The sequence below is a fragment of the Rathayibacter sp. AY1D2 genome (assembly GCF_002932695.1).
Taxonomy (GTDB): Bacteria; Actinomycetota; Actinomycetes; order Actinomycetales; family Microbacteriaceae; genus Rathayibacter.
The window spans coordinates 19,971-34,449 of record NZ_PSVX01000013.1; the positions used below are offsets into that span (position 1 = coordinate 19,971).

The window sequence follows — 14,479 nt, forward strand, 5'->3', positions numbered from 1 at the left end:
ACTCGCCGACGACCGCCGGCTCGGCCGTTCGGCCCTCGAGCGACGAGCGCTGTCCGAGCTAGCGCCCTTCCCCACCCAACCGCACACTCATCCTCGCGACCTCCTGCCACGCCCCGGTCGCCCGTTCCTCCGCCGTCGCCTCCCGGAGCAGCCCGGTCAACCGCTCCCGCAGCCGCAGCTCTGCGGCCGTCATCGCGCTCTCGTGCCCTCGCGCGAGGAGGTACGAGTGGGCGTCCGTCGCGAAGGCGGCCAGGGCGTCGAGGAAGATCTCGAGGGCGCGGGCGGCCTCGCCGACGCGGGACGGATCGCGGGGCACCGGCAGCATCGGCACGAGCCGCAGCCTCCCCTGCCAGAGGCGCTCGTCGAGCGGATCGGCGAAGAGGGTGAGCGCGGTCGCGAGCGTTCCCGAGGCGGAGGAGGGGAACGCGCGGCGGACGTCGTGGACGATCTCGTGGAAGTGGTCGTCGGTGAGGCCGAAGCCGACGAAGAGCAGGTGCCGGGTCGCGAGGGTGGCCTTCACGATCGAGGAGAGGGCGCGGCGGGAGGAGTCGAAGCCGAGGTAGTCGTCGCGGGTGAGGACGATCGAGGACGGGTCGTCGACGGTGCCGTGGAGCTTCAGCAGCCAGCGCTCGTGGTCGCCCTCGTGGTCGCCGGGGATGACGGCGCGGGGGACGCCCGCGTCCTCGGACGCCGTCTCGAAGAGGCGGTCGTAGTTGAGCGTGATGGCCTGCTCGGAGTCGATCGCGGTGAGGAGCGCCGGCGCGAGACCGTACCGCTCGAGGGAGCCGATCTCACGGGCGACGGCCTCGGCGAACCGTCCGGGCTTCTCCTCGTCGAAGAGCGTCGCGAGGTAGGACGCCTGGTCGAGCACGTTCTTCCCGCTGAGGACCGCGGACGTCTCGGAGTCGAGTCCGATCTCGCGGCCGAGCTCCTCGAGCAGTCCGTCCCAGGAGGGGCCGCCGGCGCTGACGCTGGTCCCGGCGCCGAGGAAGGGCACGAGCCGGCGGCGACGGGCGCGCTCGGCGAGGCTCTGCGCCTCCTCGAGGGCCGGAGCCTCCAGCTCGGGCCAGGACGTCGCGGGATCGAGTCGCCGCCTGGACTGGGCGAAGGCGTGGACGGCGGCGCGGAGGGTGACGATCGCGATGTCGACCTGGAACGCCTCGGCGGCCTCCCGCAGCACGCGGAGCTGCTGGGCGAGCACGGCGTCGCGGAGCGTCCCTGATCCGCCTCCCGCCGTCGCGAAGAGCGGCACGGCCAGGAGCGGCAGCGGCCGCCTCGTGCGCCGATCTCTCGTCGCCGTCCGCGCGGCGACCTCGACGAAGGTTCGGAGGCGGCGGGCGATGTCGGCGAGTCCTTCGCTGTCCTCGGCGTCGTGCACGGCGCGATCGGGGACGGCGGTGAGGACTGGAGTGGGCTCGCCGTCGCGCGGCGCGAGCGGCAGTGCCGCCTGTCGGCCGTCCGAGAACTCCGGAGTCAGTACGGCGCGTGCGCGATCCTCCAGCTGCGGGACCCCGCGCCAGAAGTCGGTGAACGAGAGGAAGCGGTCCGTCGGCAGGAGCCACGCGTCGCAGGCGAAGTGGAGGAGGCTTCCGCGGGTGACGAAGAGATGAGGTCGAGGCACGGCCTCTTCCTATCAGCATCGCTCAGTCGCCCGGGAGGGCTCGTTCTCCGCGTCGAGAACGAGCCCTCCCGGGCGACTCGGTGCAGACGGCCGGGAGTCACGCGAGCATCCGATGCCGATGTGACGCCGGCGTCAGCGCCCCAGCACTCCCGCGTACACCGCCAGGTACTCGTCGACCATCCGGTCCACGGCGAAGCGGCGGCGCGCGGTCGCCCGCACGGCTGCGCGGTCGAGGAGTCCGACCCGCTCGACCGCGGCGACCGCCTCCGACAGGGAGCCCACCGCGTACCCGGTGACGCCCTCGTCGATGATCTCGGCCATGGATCCGCGGCGGTACGCGATCACCGGCGTCCCGCACGCCATCGCCTCGACGACGGAGAGGCCGAACGGCTCGTCGAAGCCGATCGGATGCAGGAGCGCGAGCGCCCCGCCGAGGACGAGGGCGCGCTCCTCCGGCCCGACCGAGCCGCGGTAGACGACGCGCGTCCCGTCGACGAGCGGCTCGACCTCCTCGCGCCAGTAGCGCTCGTCCTGGACGATGCCGCAGAGGAGGAGTCGGCGTCCGGCCGCGGCGGCGATCCGGACCGCCTCCGCCGTGCCCTTGTCGGGATGGATCCGGCCGAGGATCACAAGATCCTCTCCTCCGGATCCGGCGGGGAAGCCGTCCACGTCGATCCCGTGGTGCACCGTCGCCGCGTAGTCGAGCTCGGGGGAGCGGTCGCTGTCCGAGATCGACACCAGGTGCGCGGTGCGCGGATGCCGCAGCGCCTCTCGGTAGGCGGGCAGGATCTCGGGCCCCGAGAAGCCGTGCACCATCGTCACCAGGAACACGGCCGGGGTGCCGTCGACGTCGACGCAGCGGCGGATCAGGAGGCCGGCGCCGCGAGTGGCGTCCTCGCGGCCGTGCCCGGCGGGGAGGACCTACTCGAGGAGGAAGGCGCGCCCGTTGATCAGCAGCGTGTCGCCGTCGGTCGCGGCGAGAACGCCGAATTCGTCGACGGAGCGGGTGGAGTCCCCGGCGGTGTCCGAGGTCGCGGCGACAGCGGGAGTGGCTGCGGCGGCGGTGAGGAGGAGCCCGCAGGCGAGTGCGGTGATCACGGTCGTGCGGTTCATCGGCGTCGTCCTTGGCGTCGTGGTGGGCCGCTTCTCGTGGAGGCGGCGGGAACTGGTTCCGAGCCTAGGGCGCCGAGCCCGTCAACGCCCTGGGTCGTTCCTTGGGTTCAGCTATGAAGTACCGTGCAGCCATGCCCTGGGGACGCCTCTACTTCGCCGTGCAGGCCCTCGGCGGCGCGGCCTGGTGGGTCGCCGTGGCGCTCGTCCCCGCCGTGCGGATCGCGACGCTCGGCAGCCTCGATCCCGTCCCTGTCGCGGCTCTCGACCTCCCGCTGTTCGTCGGCGCCTCCGCTCTGGCCGCGGCCGGGATCCGCTGGGCGGCCGTCACCGCGACGGCCTGGACGCTCCTCGTCGCGGTCGCCCTGGCCGTCTGGGCCAAGCTGGCGGGGGCGGCGGGCTGGGGGGTCGTCGCGATGCTCGCCGTGGCGGGCGGGTCCGTCGTCGCGGCGTGCCTGCTCCTGCTCGGCCGGGTGCCCACGCGCTGGATCGCCTCCGGTCCCTTCTCCTTCCGGGTCGCGACCGCGGGCCGCCGACCCGGATCGCACCTCGCCGCGACCCTCGGGCAGATCGCGGTGTTCTGGGGAGGCGCGCTGGTCGTCGTCCCGCTGGTGATCGCTGCGCTGGAGGAGCGCTGGGGCGTGAGCCTCGGAGCGGCGCCGCCCGCGGTCGTCGGCGTCGGCGTCCTGCTGCTGGTCGCGGCGAGCGCGCTCGGGATCTGGTCGGGGCTCACGATGTCGCTCCTCGGCGACGGCACGCCGCTGCCGATCGCGATGACCAACCGGCTGGTGATCGCCGGCCCCTACCGCTGGGTCCGCAACCCGATGGCCGCCGACGGCATCGTGCAGGGAGCGGCGGTCGGGCTGCTGCTCTCGTCGTGGCTGGTCGTGCTGTACGCACTCCTCGGCGCCGTCGTCTGGAACCAGGCCGTGCGCCCGCTGGAGGAGGCGGACCTCGCCGCCCGCTTCGGCGCCGACTTCGAGCGCTACCGCTCGCGCGTCCGCTGCTGGGTGCCCCGCCGCCCGGAGCCGCTGCCGCGCCGGGGGTAGCCGCTGCCGCAGTGCGGTCGTCGAGGCGTTCCGCTCACGCCGGGACACCGCCGCCAGGCCGGCGTCTCGCCGACGAGGGCGGTGTCTCGAGGTGCCGGACGCGCCTCTCGCGACGGCGACGCGCCTCGCCCGCCGACCTCGTCACTCCGCAGTGCGCCCGCGCCCGACCACCGCGGCGACCAGCCCCGCCGACACCGCGGCCAGCGCGACCAGCACCCCGCCCACGCCGAGCGCCCCCGCCACGAGCGGAGTCGCCAGCGCCAGCGCGACACCGGGGAGCGCCAGCCGCGCGGGCATCGGCTGGTGCTCGCCGAGCGGCGCGTGCACCGCCCACAGGGTCAGGACGAAGACCGCGACCGGGACCGCGACGGCCGCGCCGATCACCGTGTCGGACGCCTCGAGGTGGCCCGCGGTCGCGGCGACGGCCGCCTCCAGCCCCGCTCCCAGCGCCGCGACGGCCCCGAACGCCGCGAACTGCGCGTAGCCCCCGCCGCAGCAGAGCCCCCCCCGCCCCTCCAGCAGCTCGCCCGAGGGATGCGAGAACGACAGCCACCACAGCGCGAACACGATCACCAGCCCGCAGGCCGCGACCAGCACGAGCGAGGTGCTGACGCCCGCCTCCGTCACCGCCCGCTGCACGCCCATCACCGCCGCGAGGACGCCCTCGCCGAGCAGGATGATCGTGAACAGCCCGTACCGCTCGGCGACGTGGTGCGGATGCCAGTTCGCGTCGCCCGCCCGCTGCGCCCAGAGGGGCACCGCCAGCTCGCAGGCGACCAGGAGCAGGAAGCTCACCACCCCGACCTCCTCGGGCAGGAGCAGCCGCAGCAGCCAGCCGACCTGCACGATCGAGAAGCCGACGGCGCTGCGCACGGCGGAGGTGCGGTGCTCCGGAGTGGACACGGCGACGCGGATCCACTGGCTCACCAGCGCGAACCGCATGATCGCGTAGCCGATGGTGATCGCCCGGTAGTCGCCCTCCTCGAAGCCGGCCGGGACGCCGGCCGCGAGCACGAGGACGCCGCCCATCTGGGCGAGGGTCAGCAGCCGGTAGGGCACATCGTCGGTGTCGTACCCGGAGGCGAACCAGGTGAAGTTCATCCACGCCCACCAGATCGCGAAGAACACCATGCCGAAGGGGAGGAGCCCCTCGGCGAGGTGCCCCTCCTCGGTCGCGTGGGCAAGCTGCTGGGCGATCTGCGCGATCGCGACGACGAAGGTCAGGTCGACGAGCAGCTCGAGCGGACTCGAGACGCGGTGCGCCTCGTCGATCGCGCGCGGCTGCATCCGCACGCGGAGGGGGTGCGCGGGGGAGGCGGGCATGCGCTCATCCTGCACCCGGAGGGCCGCTGCGCGAGTGCCGCGCCCGCCTCCCGCGACCCTCGGCGCCCGCCCTCGCACCGAGTGTCCAGACGTCGTCGCACTCGAGCGCGAGTGCGACGACCATCGGACACTCGCGGGCGGCCGGACCTCGCGGGGCCGGGCTCACACTCGCCGGGTACGTCGCAGCCGCGCCCCGCGCCGGCCCGCGCAGGGCCCCCGCCTACGATGGGTCGGGATGTCCCCCGAATCCGCGCTCGCCGCCCCGACCCGCGAGTCCCCGGGCGCCCGGCGGTCGCGGCGCGGGCCGCTCCTCGGACTCGCCCTGGTCGCCGTCCTCGTGGCGACGCGCCTGCTCGCCCCGGACGCGGCGGGCGACGCCCTCTCGGACGCGGTGCGCGACTTCCTCACCCTCTCGATCAGCGTCGTCATCGAGTCGCTGCCGTTCGTGTTCCTCGGCATCGTCCTCTCGATCGCGGTGCAGCTGTGGGTGCCCGAGGCCGTGCTCCTGAGGATCCTTCCGAAGCGGGCGCTCCCGCGGCGCCTCGTGATCTCGCTGCTCGGCGTGCTCCTCCCGGTCTGCGAGTGCGGCAACGTGCCGCTCGCGCGCGGGCTGATCGTCAAGGGCCTCTCGGTGTCGGAGTCGATGACGTTCCTCCTGGCCGCGCCGATCGTGAATCCGATCACCATCGTCACGACCTACCAGGCCTTCGGCTGGGCCGACGGGATCCTCGTCTGGCGCATCGTCGGCGGCTTCGCGATCGCGAACCTCGTCGGCTGGATCTTCAGCCGCCACTCCGAGCCGATGAGCCTGCTCACCGACCGCTTCCGCGCTGCCTGCGAGGCGGGCGAGCGGCCCTCCCGCTCCCTCCGCGACCGCTCCCGGCGCAGCGTGCTGCTGTTCGCCGAGGAGACCGGGGCGATGATGCCGGCGCTGTTCGTCGGCGCCGCCATCGCGGGGCTGATCCAGGTCGGCGTCTCGCGCGACGTGCTGACCACGCTCGGCGGCGACCCGCTCTGGTCGGTGCTGGCGCTGATGGTGCTCGCCTTCGTCATCTCGATCTGCTCGAACGTCGACGCGTTCTTCGTGCTCTCGTTCGGCTCCACGTTCCTGCCGGGAGGCATCATCGCGTTCCTCGTCTTCGGCCCGATGATCGACGTCAAGATGCTCGCGCTGCTCCGCACCACGTTCTCGGCCGCGACCCTGGTGCGCGTCACCGTGCTGGTCGCCCTCGCCGCCGCCGTGCTGGGACTGGCGGTGAACTATGCGCTCTGAGCGCCTCCTCGCCCGCTGGAAGGGCGTCGTCCGCAGCCTGGTGGGCGGCGGCGCGACCCTGTGGCTCGCCGCGACCGGCCGGCTCGGCCTCTACATCCACCCCCGCTACTTGGAGTTCTCGGTGGTGCTCGCGGTGATCGCCGGAGTGCTGCTGATCGCGGCGTTCGCGGTCGTGCCGGGCGCCGAGGAGGACGCCCACGAGCACGAGGACGACGTCGAGCACCTCCACGCCCCCGCACCCGCCCGCCCCTGGCGCCGGGTGGTCGCGGTCGCGGCCGGAGTCGCGGTGATCGCCTCCGCCGCCGTCGCCCTGCTCGTGCTCCCGCCGGCCGCCCTCACCGCCTCGACCGCGACGCAGCGCGAGGTCAACACGAGCGCCGTCGACGCCTCCGTGACCGCCGCTGCGCCCACCGGCGACACGGCGTCCTTCAGCGTGCGCGACTGGGCGACCCTGCTGCGCCAGGGCGCGAGCGAGCAGTTCCTCGCCGGCCGCACGGCGACGGTGAGCGGATTCGTGACCCCCGACGCCTCCGACCCCGAGAACGTCTTCTACATCGCCCGCTTCGTCGTCACCTGCTGCGCGGTGGACGCGCAGCCGGTGGGCGTGCCGGTCTACCAGGCCGGCTGGGCCGACACCTGGTCGGAGGGGCAGTGGCTGGAGGCGAGCGGCGGCTTCGGCGCGAACCCGAGCGTCACCAGCGCCGAGGCGGTCGTGCTGGAGCCGGAGGCGCTCACTCCGATCGACGAGCCGGCGATGCCGTATGTCTACTGAGCGCGGCGCGAATCCTGAGCGCGGCGCGTCTCCTGAGCGCGGCGCGTCTCTCGAGCCCGGCGCGTCTCCCGGCGGCGGCACGTCGGCGCAGAGCGGGCGACGGGCCGGAGGCGGCGCGCGGCGGGCTCCCGGCCTCGACTCCGCAGGCGCCTGCCGCTTCTCGCGGCTCTTCTGGGCGGTCGTCGCGGTGCTCGTCCTCGCGGTCGGAGGCCTGACCGCCGCCACCGTCGCGAAGGGGCCCCGGGTCGCCTCCCTCGAGGTCAGCACCGACGGCGTCGTCGAGCGCGACGGCTCCCGAGCCCGCCTGCACCTCGACCAGGCGCTCGAGCCCGACGCGCTCGACCGTGTCCGCGTCGCTCCGGACGCCCCGCACACCGCCGAGCTCGACGGCGGCGTGCTCACCGTCACCTTCACCGACACCCTCCGCTACGCCACCCGCTACGAGATCGGGATCGACGACGCCCGCAGCGCCGCGACCGGCTCGGCCGCCGACGTCTCCGCCTCCTTCACCACGAAGGACCCCGACCTCTTCACCCTCGACCGCGCCGCCGACGACCCCTCGCAGCCCGACGCCGTCCGCGTCCGCCCGCTCTCCGGAGGCGACGCCCGGGTCCTCGTCACGGCCGACCGGATCCAGGACTACGCCGTCGTCGGCCCGGTGCTGGTCGTCGTGACCATCGAGCCGGACGACACGAACCTCCTCCGCACGGTCACGCTCGACACCGGCTCCGAGGGCGTCATCCCGCTCCCCGGCCCCGGGACCGTGCGCGAGCTGCACTCCTCGCCCGAGAAGGGCGTGCTCGGCTGGACCTTCACCGGGCAGGCGCCGTCGGGCCCGCTCGACCGCGCCCTCTACTCCTACGACCTCACCGACCAGAAGGCCGAGGCGATCCCCGTAGTCGGGATCGACGGCGGGCCGCTGCGGGCGCGCGACTGGATGTTCGTGCCCGGCACCACCTCCGTCGTCACCCACTCGCTCGACGACACGGTGCTCCTGCTCGACCTGCTGACGCCCGGCTCGATCAGCCCGCTCGGGCAGCACGCGGAGCTGCGCGGATTCGTGCCCGGCGCGAACCGGCTCGTGGTCGCCGATCCGGCGTCGGGCTCGCTGATCGACCTGGCCGACGGTTCGGTCGAGACGCTCGCCCTCCCCCCGGCGGACGTGAGCGCGACCGCGTCGCCCGTGCAGATCCTGCTCCTCGACTCCGGGAGCTACGTCGAGCTCGAGGCCGAGTACGCGCCGGAGACGGGGGCGACCCAGTACTCCGTCGTCCGCGTCGACGCGTCCGGCACCTCGGAGGTGTTCCGCACCTCGCCGACGGGGCGCATCCGCGGCGTCTGCCTCTCGCCGAACGGGCAGTACCTCGCCGTCGAGACCGTCTCGGTCGAGGGCCGGCCGGACGACTACCCGGGCGAGCCGGGCTTCAGCGCGACCTCGACCGTGCTCGTCGACCTCGGCACCGGCGACACCGCGCGCAGTGTCAACGGGCGCTCGCGCGACTGGTGCGCGTAGGGGGCCGACCTGACGACCGGTTCGTCCACCTGACTGATTGCTGGCGGCCCGGAAGGACCGGATCGTTCAGCAGATCATCGAGAACGACCAGCGCGCCGAGCTGAGCGTCGCGGACCGCACCGCCGCATGGGCGCAGCTCGCGTTCGAAGGCGTGTCCGCTGCAGCGATCGCCATGCGCACCGGCACCAAGACCGACGCGGTGAAGAAGGGGCTCGCGGTCGCGGAGTCCGCGACCGTCACGTCCGTTCTGCACGAGCACGAGCTGACCCTGGACCAGGCGGCGGTGCTGTTGGAGTTCGAGGACGACGCCGACGCCCGCGCGATACTGATCGAGGTCGCCACGCACGACCCGGCCCAGTTCGAGCACACCGCGCAGACCCTCCGCGACGAGGCCGCGCACCAGGGGCTCCTCGCGGCGACCGCCGCCGAGTACACCGGCAACGGCTTCCAGATCCTCACCCGCTCCGACGCTTACGGCGACCAGGCGACGTGGACGCCGGTGCGGCAGCTGCGCGGCGAGGACGGGAAGAGCGTCACCCCGGAGCAGGTCGCGGCCGTTCCCGGCCGTGGAGTGCTCATCGACACCAGCTGGCGCGGCGAGGTCGAGGTCACGCTCCTGGTTCAGGACCCGACCGCCGCCGGATTCACCTACGCCTACGGAGCCCCCGAGCAGCCGCAGACCGAGGAGGAGGCCGAGGAGGAGCGGGCCGAGAAGTCCGCGGAGCGGAAGGTGCTCATCGCCAACAACAAGGCGTGGAACGCGGCCGAGAAGGTGCGCCGCGAGTGGATCGCGACCTTCCTCGCCCGCAAGACCCTCCCCAAGGACGCGGATCGCGTCATCGCCCTCGGTCTCACCGCTCACCGGTTCGCGGTGTCCTCCGGGATGACGGGCGGCAGCGACCTCGCGCACACGCTGCTACGCATCAAGCGCCCCTCCGGCTACCGCGCGGACGCCCTCGCGGCGCTGGTCGAGGGGAACCCCGCGAAGGCCCGCCTGGTAGCGCTGGCCGTCGTGCTCGGAGGGCAGGAGGCGCACACGAGCAAGGAGTCCTGGCGCCGCGGCGACGAGCGCACGGCCGAGCACTTCCGCCAGCTCGCGGCCTGGGGCTACGCGCTCTCCCCGGTCGAGCAGGTCGTCACCGGCGACAGCACCCCCGCCGACGCCGCAGGACTCAGCTAGCCCACCCGGCGGGGACCGGCTCGCACCGGTCCCCGCCCCTCCTCTTCTCCCACTGCTGCACAGGAAGGCCTGACCATGACCACCACGACCACCGCACCCCGCCCCGCCCACCGCTTCGACCCGTACCAGGAGTGATCGACCTCGAAATCGGATCGCTTTCCACGGCTGGGGGACCGACGACGAGAACGACGACCACCCTCGACGCTATCGACTGCGCCGACGGCCCACACGAGATCGATCCCGCGTCGCTCGGTGAGAAGCCGATATCGAGTGTCGACGCCACCCCATCGGACGCGGACAACGACACCGTCTGGGTCCTCACAGTGCGCGGAGACCGGGATCCCTCCTGACATCGGCGGGACTTCTCGACGCGCTCGGCCGGTGTCGTCCTCAAGCGCGTCTCGGCTCTGCTGTCCAGTACGGAAATCGTCCTACGGCCGGCCGAGTTCAGCTAGTCGACGGTCATAGCGGGCCAGTCCGGCACGCATCTGCTCGATCGACCTCGGCGTGAAACGCCTCACCTGCATGTCGAGGATCGCATCGGCCACGACGTCGCTGGTCCCGAATGCTGCGGCAACGGCCGCCCTCTCGTCGTCGCGACCTCCCGAGACGCTCGCGCACACCCGGAACAGCTTCTCGGGGTTCTCGATGGCTCTGATGCAGGCGTTGATGATCTCGGTACTCATCACCAGATTCTGACGTTCGCTGTCGTCGTCCATGCGGTCACCGTACCGGCCGAAGCGACCTGCCTCCGGGCGGCGACGGCCTCGCGGCGGGGCGGACGTTCTCAGCGCTCCAGTCGGTCGGGTCGTCGCGGGGATCGCGAGGCCGGGCTTCATGGCGACGACGATGTCCGCGTTCTCGAGGTCCTCCACTGTGACGGCGCGGGGGGTGCGGTCGCTGATGTCGAGACCGAGCTCCGCGACGGTCGCGGCAATCGCGGGGTTCACTGTGTCTGCGGGGGACAGCCCGGCGGTGGTGGCGGTGTAGCGGTCGCCGGCGAGTACTTCGAACATGCCGGCCGCTCCCAACTCGGCGCCCGCGGTCAGCCGAAGCACCAGCATCGCCTGCACGATCCACCTCACCCGGAAAGGGGACTTAGTTAGACCGTCTAGAAAATCTAGGCTGTGACCGCTCGATCGGCGATCCCTGGCTGCTGGTCGTTCGAGGTTGGCGCGCGTTCGGCCAACCGGCAGCGAGGGGTGCACCGACCCGAACGGTTGCACCCCTCGCTGTAATTGTGAAGCCACCAGAGCCCGTTGACGAGAGGGCCCGGAGGCGCCGAGACATTTTCGAGGGTCGATGCCGGTGAGGGTCAGGCGAAAGCGCTGCCCGCCAGCGGATGCGCGAGCAGGATCCCCGCGATGAGGACGAGTGCGGCGCTCGGCAGCACGAACTCGACGGCGTGTTTTCCGTGGCGGGTCAGCGCGTAGGTCGCCAGATGGATGAGCACGCCGACCGTGAGCAGGGCGGCGCACGTGAGAAGACCCCATCCGCCGATGAAGAGCAGACTGACTCCCGGGCCACCCGACTCGGGGATCCCGTACCAGACGGCGTCCGCGATCCAGAGTGTCGCGGCGGCGACGCCGGTTGACGCGAGAGCGACCCAGGACACAACGGAGCTAGAGCCGGTCGAGGTCGATCTCCTGGTGTCCACCTGCCGAACGCTAGGGCAGCCGACGGCGCTGCGCTCGGGAGTCCACCGGCAACTCCTTGAAGGGGCACGGCCGTCCGTCGCCGGACGGATTCACGTCCACCTCTTGTTCATTCCGGCTTCGTTGTCCAGCGCCGTCGGCTGCCCTAGCGTTCGGCAGGTGGACACCAGGAGATCGACCTCGACCGGCTCTAGCTCCGTTGTGTCCTGGGTCGCTCTCGCGTCAACCGGCGTCGCCGCCGCGACACTCTGGATCGCGGACGCCGTCTGGTACGGGATCCCCGAGTCGGGTGGCCCGGGAGTCAGTCTGCTCTTCATCGGCGGATGGGGTCTTCTCACGTGCGCCGCCCTGCTCACGGTCGGCGTGCTCATCCATCTGGCGCCCTCCGCGCTGAGCCGCCACGGAAAACGCCCCGTCGAGTTCGTGCTGCCGAGCGCCGCACTCGTCCTCATCGCGGGGATCCTGCTCGCGCATCCGCTGGCGGGCAGCGCTTTCGCCTGACCCTCACCGGCATCGACCCTCGAAAATGTCTCGGCGCCTCCGGGCCCTCTCGTCAACGGGCTCTGGTGGCTTCACAATTACAGCGAGGGGTGCAACCGTTCGGGTCGGTGCACCCCTCGCTGCCGGTTGGCCGAACGCGCGCCAACCTCGAACGACCAGCAGCCAGGGATCGCCGATCGAGCGGTCACAGCCTAGATTTTCTAGACGGTCTAACTAAGTCCCCTTTCCGGGTGAGGTGGATCGTGCAGGCGATGCTGGTGCTTCGGCTGACCGCGGGCGCCGAGTTGGGAGCGGCCGGCATGTTCGAAGTACTCGCCGGCGACCGCTACACCGCCACCACCGCCGGGCTGTCCCCCGCAGACACAGTGAGCCCCGCGATTGCCGCGACCGTCGCGGAGCGCGGGCTCGACAGCAGCGACCGGACCCGCCGCGCCGTCAGAGTGGAGGACCTCGAGAACGCGGACATCGTCGTCGCCATGAAGCCCGGCCTCGCGATCCCCGCGACGACCCGACCGACTGGAGCGCTGAGAACGTCCGCCCCGCCGCGAGGCCGTCGCCGCCCGGAGGCAGGTCGCTTCGGCCGGTACGGTGACCGCATGGACGACGACAGCGAACGTCAGAATCTGGTGATGAGTACCGAGATCATCAACGCCTGCATCAGAGCCATCGAGAACCCCGAGAAGCTGTTCCGGGTGTGCGCGAGCGTCTCGGGAGGTCGCGACGACGAGAGGGCGGCCGTTGCCGCAGCATTCGGGACCAGCGACGTCGTGGCCGATGCGATCCTCGACATGCAGGTGAGGCGTTTCACGCCGAGGTCGATCGAGCAGATGCGTGCCGGACTGGCCCGCTATGACCGTCGACTAGCTGAACTCGGCCGGCCGTAGGACGATTTCCGTACTGGACAGCAGAGCCGAGACGCGCTTGAGGACGACACCGGCCGAGCGCGTCGAGAAGTCCCGCCGATGTCAGGAGGGATCCCGGTCTCCGCGCACTGTGAGGACCCAGACGGTGTCGTTGTCCGCGTCCGATGGGGTGGCGTCGACACTCGATATCGGCTTCTCACCGAGCGACGCGGGATCGATCTCGTGTGGGCCGTCGGCGCAGTCGATAGCGTCGAGGGTGGTCGTCGTTCTCGTCGTCGGTCCCCCAGCCGTGGAAAGCGATCCGATTTCGAGGTCGATCACTCCTGGTACGGGTCGAAGCGGTGGGCGGGGCGGGGTGCGGTGGTCGTGGTGGTCATGGTCAGGCCTTCCTGTGCAGCAGTGGGAGAAGAGGAGGGGCGGGGACCGGTGCGAGCCGGTCCCCGCCGGGTGGGCTAGCTGAGTCCTGCGGCGTCGGCGGGGGTGCTGTCGCCGGTGACGACCTGCTCGACCGGGGAGAGCGCGTAGCCCCAGGCCGCGAGCTGGCGGAAGTGCTCGGCCGTGCGCTCGTCGCCGCGGCGCCAGGACTCCTTGCTCGTGTGCGCCTCCTGCCCTCCGAGCACGACGGCCAGCGCTACCAGGCGGGCCTTCGCGGGGTTCCCCTCGACCAGCGCCGCGAGGGCGTCCGCGCGGTAGCCGGAGGGGCGCTTGATGCGTAGCAGCGTGTGCGCGAGGTCGCTGCCGCCCGTCATCCCGGAGGACACCGCGAACCGGTGAGCGGTGAGACCGAGGGCGATGACGCGATCCGCGTCCTTGGGGAGGGTCTTGCGGGCGAGGAAGGTCGCGATCCACTCGCGGCGCACCTTCTCGGCCGCGTTCCACGCCTTGTTGTTGGCGATGAGCACCTTCCGCTCCGCGGACTTCTCGGCCCGCTCCTCCTCGGCCTCCTCCTCGGTCTGCGGCTGCTCGGGGGCTCCGTAGGCGTAGGTGAATCCGGCGGCGGTCGGGTCCTGAACCAGGAGCGTGACCTCGACCTCGCCGCGCCAGCTGGTGTCGATGAGCACTCCACGGCCGGGAACGGCCGCGACCTGCTCCGGGGTGACGCTCTTCCCGTCCTCGCCGCGCAGCTGCCGCACCGGCGTCCACGTCGCCTGGTCGCCGTAAGCGTCGGAGCGGGTGAGGATCTGGAAGCCGTTGCCGGTGTACTCGGCGGCGGTCGCCGCGAGGAGCCCCTGGTGCGCGGCCTCGTCGCGGAGGGTCTGCGCGGTGTGCTCGAACTGGGCCGGGTCGTGCGTGGCGACCTCGATCAGTATCGCGCGGGCGTCGGCGTCGTCCTCGAACTCCAACAGCACCGCCGCCTGGTCCAGGGTCAGCTCGTGCTCGTGCAGAACGGACGTGACGGTCGCGGACTCCGCGACCGCGAGCCCCTTCTTCACCGCGTCGGTCTTGGTGCCGGTGCGCATGGCGATCGCTGCAGCGGACACGCCTTCGAACGCGAGCTGCGCCCATGCGGCGGTGCGGTCCGCGACGCTCAGCTCGGCGCGCTGGTCGTTCTCGATGATCTGCTGAACGATCCGGTCCTTCCGGGCCGCCAGCAATCAGTCAGGTGGACGAACCGGTCG

The 14,479-nt window shown here is 72.2% G+C and carries 16 protein-coding genes; 8 read left to right on the forward strand and 8 right to left on the reverse strand.

Annotated features, from left to right (window positions below):
• Window positions 1-58: 58 nt before the first annotated feature.
• The 3 genes from C5D04_RS05120 to C5D04_RS05130 all read right to left on the reverse strand — a co-directional run bounded on the left by C5D04_RS05120 (window position 59) and on the right by C5D04_RS05130 (window position 2,734).
• Complete coding sequence (locus tag C5D04_RS05120) at window positions 59-1,621, reverse strand: SIR2 family protein (RefSeq protein WP_104347339.1); 1,563 nt, start codon at window positions 1,619-1,621, stop codon at window positions 59-61.
• Window positions 1,622-1,753: 132 nt separating this feature from the next.
• Window positions 1,754-2,452, reverse strand: coding sequence for a glycosyltransferase (locus C5D04_RS05125; RefSeq protein WP_258068835.1), 699 nt, complete (start codon window positions 2,450-2,452; stop codon window positions 1,754-1,756).
• 90 nt (window positions 2,453-2,542) lie between these two features.
• On the reverse strand, window positions 2,543-2,734 hold the full coding sequence (locus C5D04_RS05130) for a hypothetical protein (protein WP_104223384.1): 192 nt from the start codon (window positions 2,732-2,734) through the stop codon (window positions 2,543-2,545).
• Between the two features lie 131 nt (window positions 2,735-2,865).
• Between C5D04_RS05130 and C5D04_RS05135 the strand changes: the two genes are divergently transcribed.
• Window positions 2,866-3,780: an isoprenylcysteine carboxylmethyltransferase family protein gene (locus C5D04_RS05135; RefSeq protein ID WP_104347340.1), complete on the forward strand. Its 915-nt coding sequence runs from the start codon at window positions 2,866-2,868 to the stop codon at window positions 3,778-3,780.
• 141 nt (window positions 3,781-3,921) lie between these two features.
• Here C5D04_RS05135 and C5D04_RS05140 read toward each other — a convergent pair whose 3' ends face one another.
• Window positions 3,922-5,103: a low temperature requirement protein A gene (locus C5D04_RS05140; protein ID WP_219815009.1), complete on the reverse strand. Its 1,182-nt coding sequence runs from the start codon at window positions 5,101-5,103 to the stop codon at window positions 3,922-3,924.
• Window positions 5,104-5,338: 235 nt separating this feature from the next.
• On the opposite strand from C5D04_RS05140, the gene C5D04_RS05145 reads away from it, so the two are divergent.
• From C5D04_RS05145 to C5D04_RS17860, 5 genes are all read left to right on the forward strand, one after another.
• Window positions 5,339-6,376, forward strand: coding sequence for a permease (locus C5D04_RS05145; RefSeq protein ID WP_104347341.1), 1,038 nt, complete (start codon window positions 5,339-5,341; stop codon window positions 6,374-6,376).
• Window positions 6,366-7,148 carry a TIGR03943 family putative permease subunit gene (locus tag C5D04_RS05150; protein WP_104347342.1) on the forward strand — a complete coding sequence of 261 codons (783 nt, stop codon included), beginning with the start codon at window positions 6,366-6,368 and terminating at the stop codon, window positions 7,146-7,148. The genes C5D04_RS05145 and C5D04_RS05150 overlap by 11 nt, the downstream gene beginning before the upstream one ends.
• Window positions 7,138-8,661, forward strand: coding sequence for a hypothetical protein (locus C5D04_RS05155; protein WP_104347343.1), 1,524 nt, complete (start codon window positions 7,138-7,140; stop codon window positions 8,659-8,661). The genes C5D04_RS05150 and C5D04_RS05155 overlap by 11 nt, the downstream gene beginning before the upstream one ends.
• A 37-nt stretch (window positions 8,662-8,698) precedes the next feature.
• Window positions 8,699-9,841 (forward strand): chromosome partitioning protein, encoded by a 1,143-nt coding sequence (locus tag C5D04_RS05160; RefSeq protein ID WP_104347344.1) that lies wholly within the window; start codon window positions 8,699-8,701, stop codon window positions 9,839-9,841.
• Between the two features lie 131 nt (window positions 9,842-9,972).
• Window positions 9,973-10,191, forward strand: a complete 219-nt coding sequence (locus C5D04_RS17860) for a hypothetical protein (RefSeq protein WP_146076619.1) — start codon at window positions 9,973-9,975, stop codon at window positions 10,189-10,191.
• A gap of 81 nt (window positions 10,192-10,272) precedes the next feature.
• Here C5D04_RS17860 and C5D04_RS05165 read toward each other — a convergent pair whose 3' ends face one another.
• Together C5D04_RS05165 and C5D04_RS05170 are read right to left on the reverse strand one after the other, a co-directional pair.
• The gene (locus tag C5D04_RS05165) at window positions 10,273-10,926 is read right to left on the reverse strand and encodes a low molecular weight phosphatase family protein (RefSeq protein WP_258068836.1); all 654 of its coding nucleotides are present in this window, start codon (window positions 10,924-10,926) and stop codon (window positions 10,273-10,275) included.
• Window positions 10,927-11,156: 230 nt separating this feature from the next.
• Window positions 11,157-11,456 (reverse strand): hypothetical protein, encoded by a 300-nt coding sequence (locus C5D04_RS05170; protein WP_104347345.1) that lies wholly within the window; start codon window positions 11,454-11,456, stop codon window positions 11,157-11,159.
• A gap of 241 nt (window positions 11,457-11,697) precedes the next feature.
• On the opposite strand from C5D04_RS05170, the gene C5D04_RS05175 reads away from it, so the two are divergent.
• Window positions 11,698-11,997, forward strand: a complete 300-nt coding sequence (locus C5D04_RS05175; RefSeq protein ID WP_104223378.1) for a hypothetical protein — start codon at window positions 11,698-11,700, stop codon at window positions 11,995-11,997.
• Between the two features lie 230 nt (window positions 11,998-12,227).
• Complete coding sequence (locus C5D04_RS05180; protein ID WP_258068837.1) at window positions 12,228-12,881, forward strand: hypothetical protein; 654 nt, start codon at window positions 12,228-12,230, stop codon at window positions 12,879-12,881.
• An 81-nt stretch (window positions 12,882-12,962) separates the two neighbouring features.
• Here the strand turns inward: C5D04_RS05180 and C5D04_RS17865 are convergent, their stop codons facing one another.
• Window positions 12,963-13,181, reverse strand: a complete 219-nt coding sequence (locus tag C5D04_RS17865; RefSeq protein WP_146076619.1) for a hypothetical protein — start codon at window positions 13,179-13,181, stop codon at window positions 12,963-12,965.
• A gap of 131 nt (window positions 13,182-13,312) precedes the next feature.
• Window positions 13,313-14,455: a chromosome partitioning protein gene (locus C5D04_RS05185; RefSeq protein ID WP_104347344.1), complete on the reverse strand. Its 1,143-nt coding sequence runs from the start codon at window positions 14,453-14,455 to the stop codon at window positions 13,313-13,315.
• Window positions 14,456-14,479 lie beyond the last annotated feature (24 nt).

Excerpts from the sequence above, each read along its gene's own strand:
- C5D04_RS05135 (WP_104347340.1), top strand. The coding sequence starts at position 2,866 with ATGCCCTGGGGACGCCTCTACTTCGCCGTGCAGGCCCTCGGCGGCGCG.
- C5D04_RS05130 (WP_104223384.1), bottom strand. The coding sequence starts at position 2,734 with ATGAACCGCACGACCGTGATCACCGCACTCGCCTGCGGGCTCCTCCTC.
- C5D04_RS05155 (WP_104347343.1), top strand. The coding sequence starts at position 7,138 with ATGTCTACTGAGCGCGGCGCGAATCCTGAGCGCGGCGCGTCTCCTGAG.
- C5D04_RS05150 (WP_104347342.1), top strand. The coding sequence starts at position 6,366 with ATGCGCTCTGAGCGCCTCCTCGCCCGCTGGAAGGGCGTCGTCCGCAGC.
- C5D04_RS05145 (WP_104347341.1), top strand. The coding sequence starts at position 5,339 with ATGTCCCCCGAATCCGCGCTCGCCGCCCCGACCCGCGAGTCCCCGGGC.
- C5D04_RS05140 (WP_219815009.1), bottom strand. The coding sequence starts at position 5,103 with ATGCCCGCCTCCCCCGCGCACCCCCTCCGCGTGCGGATGCAGCCGCGC.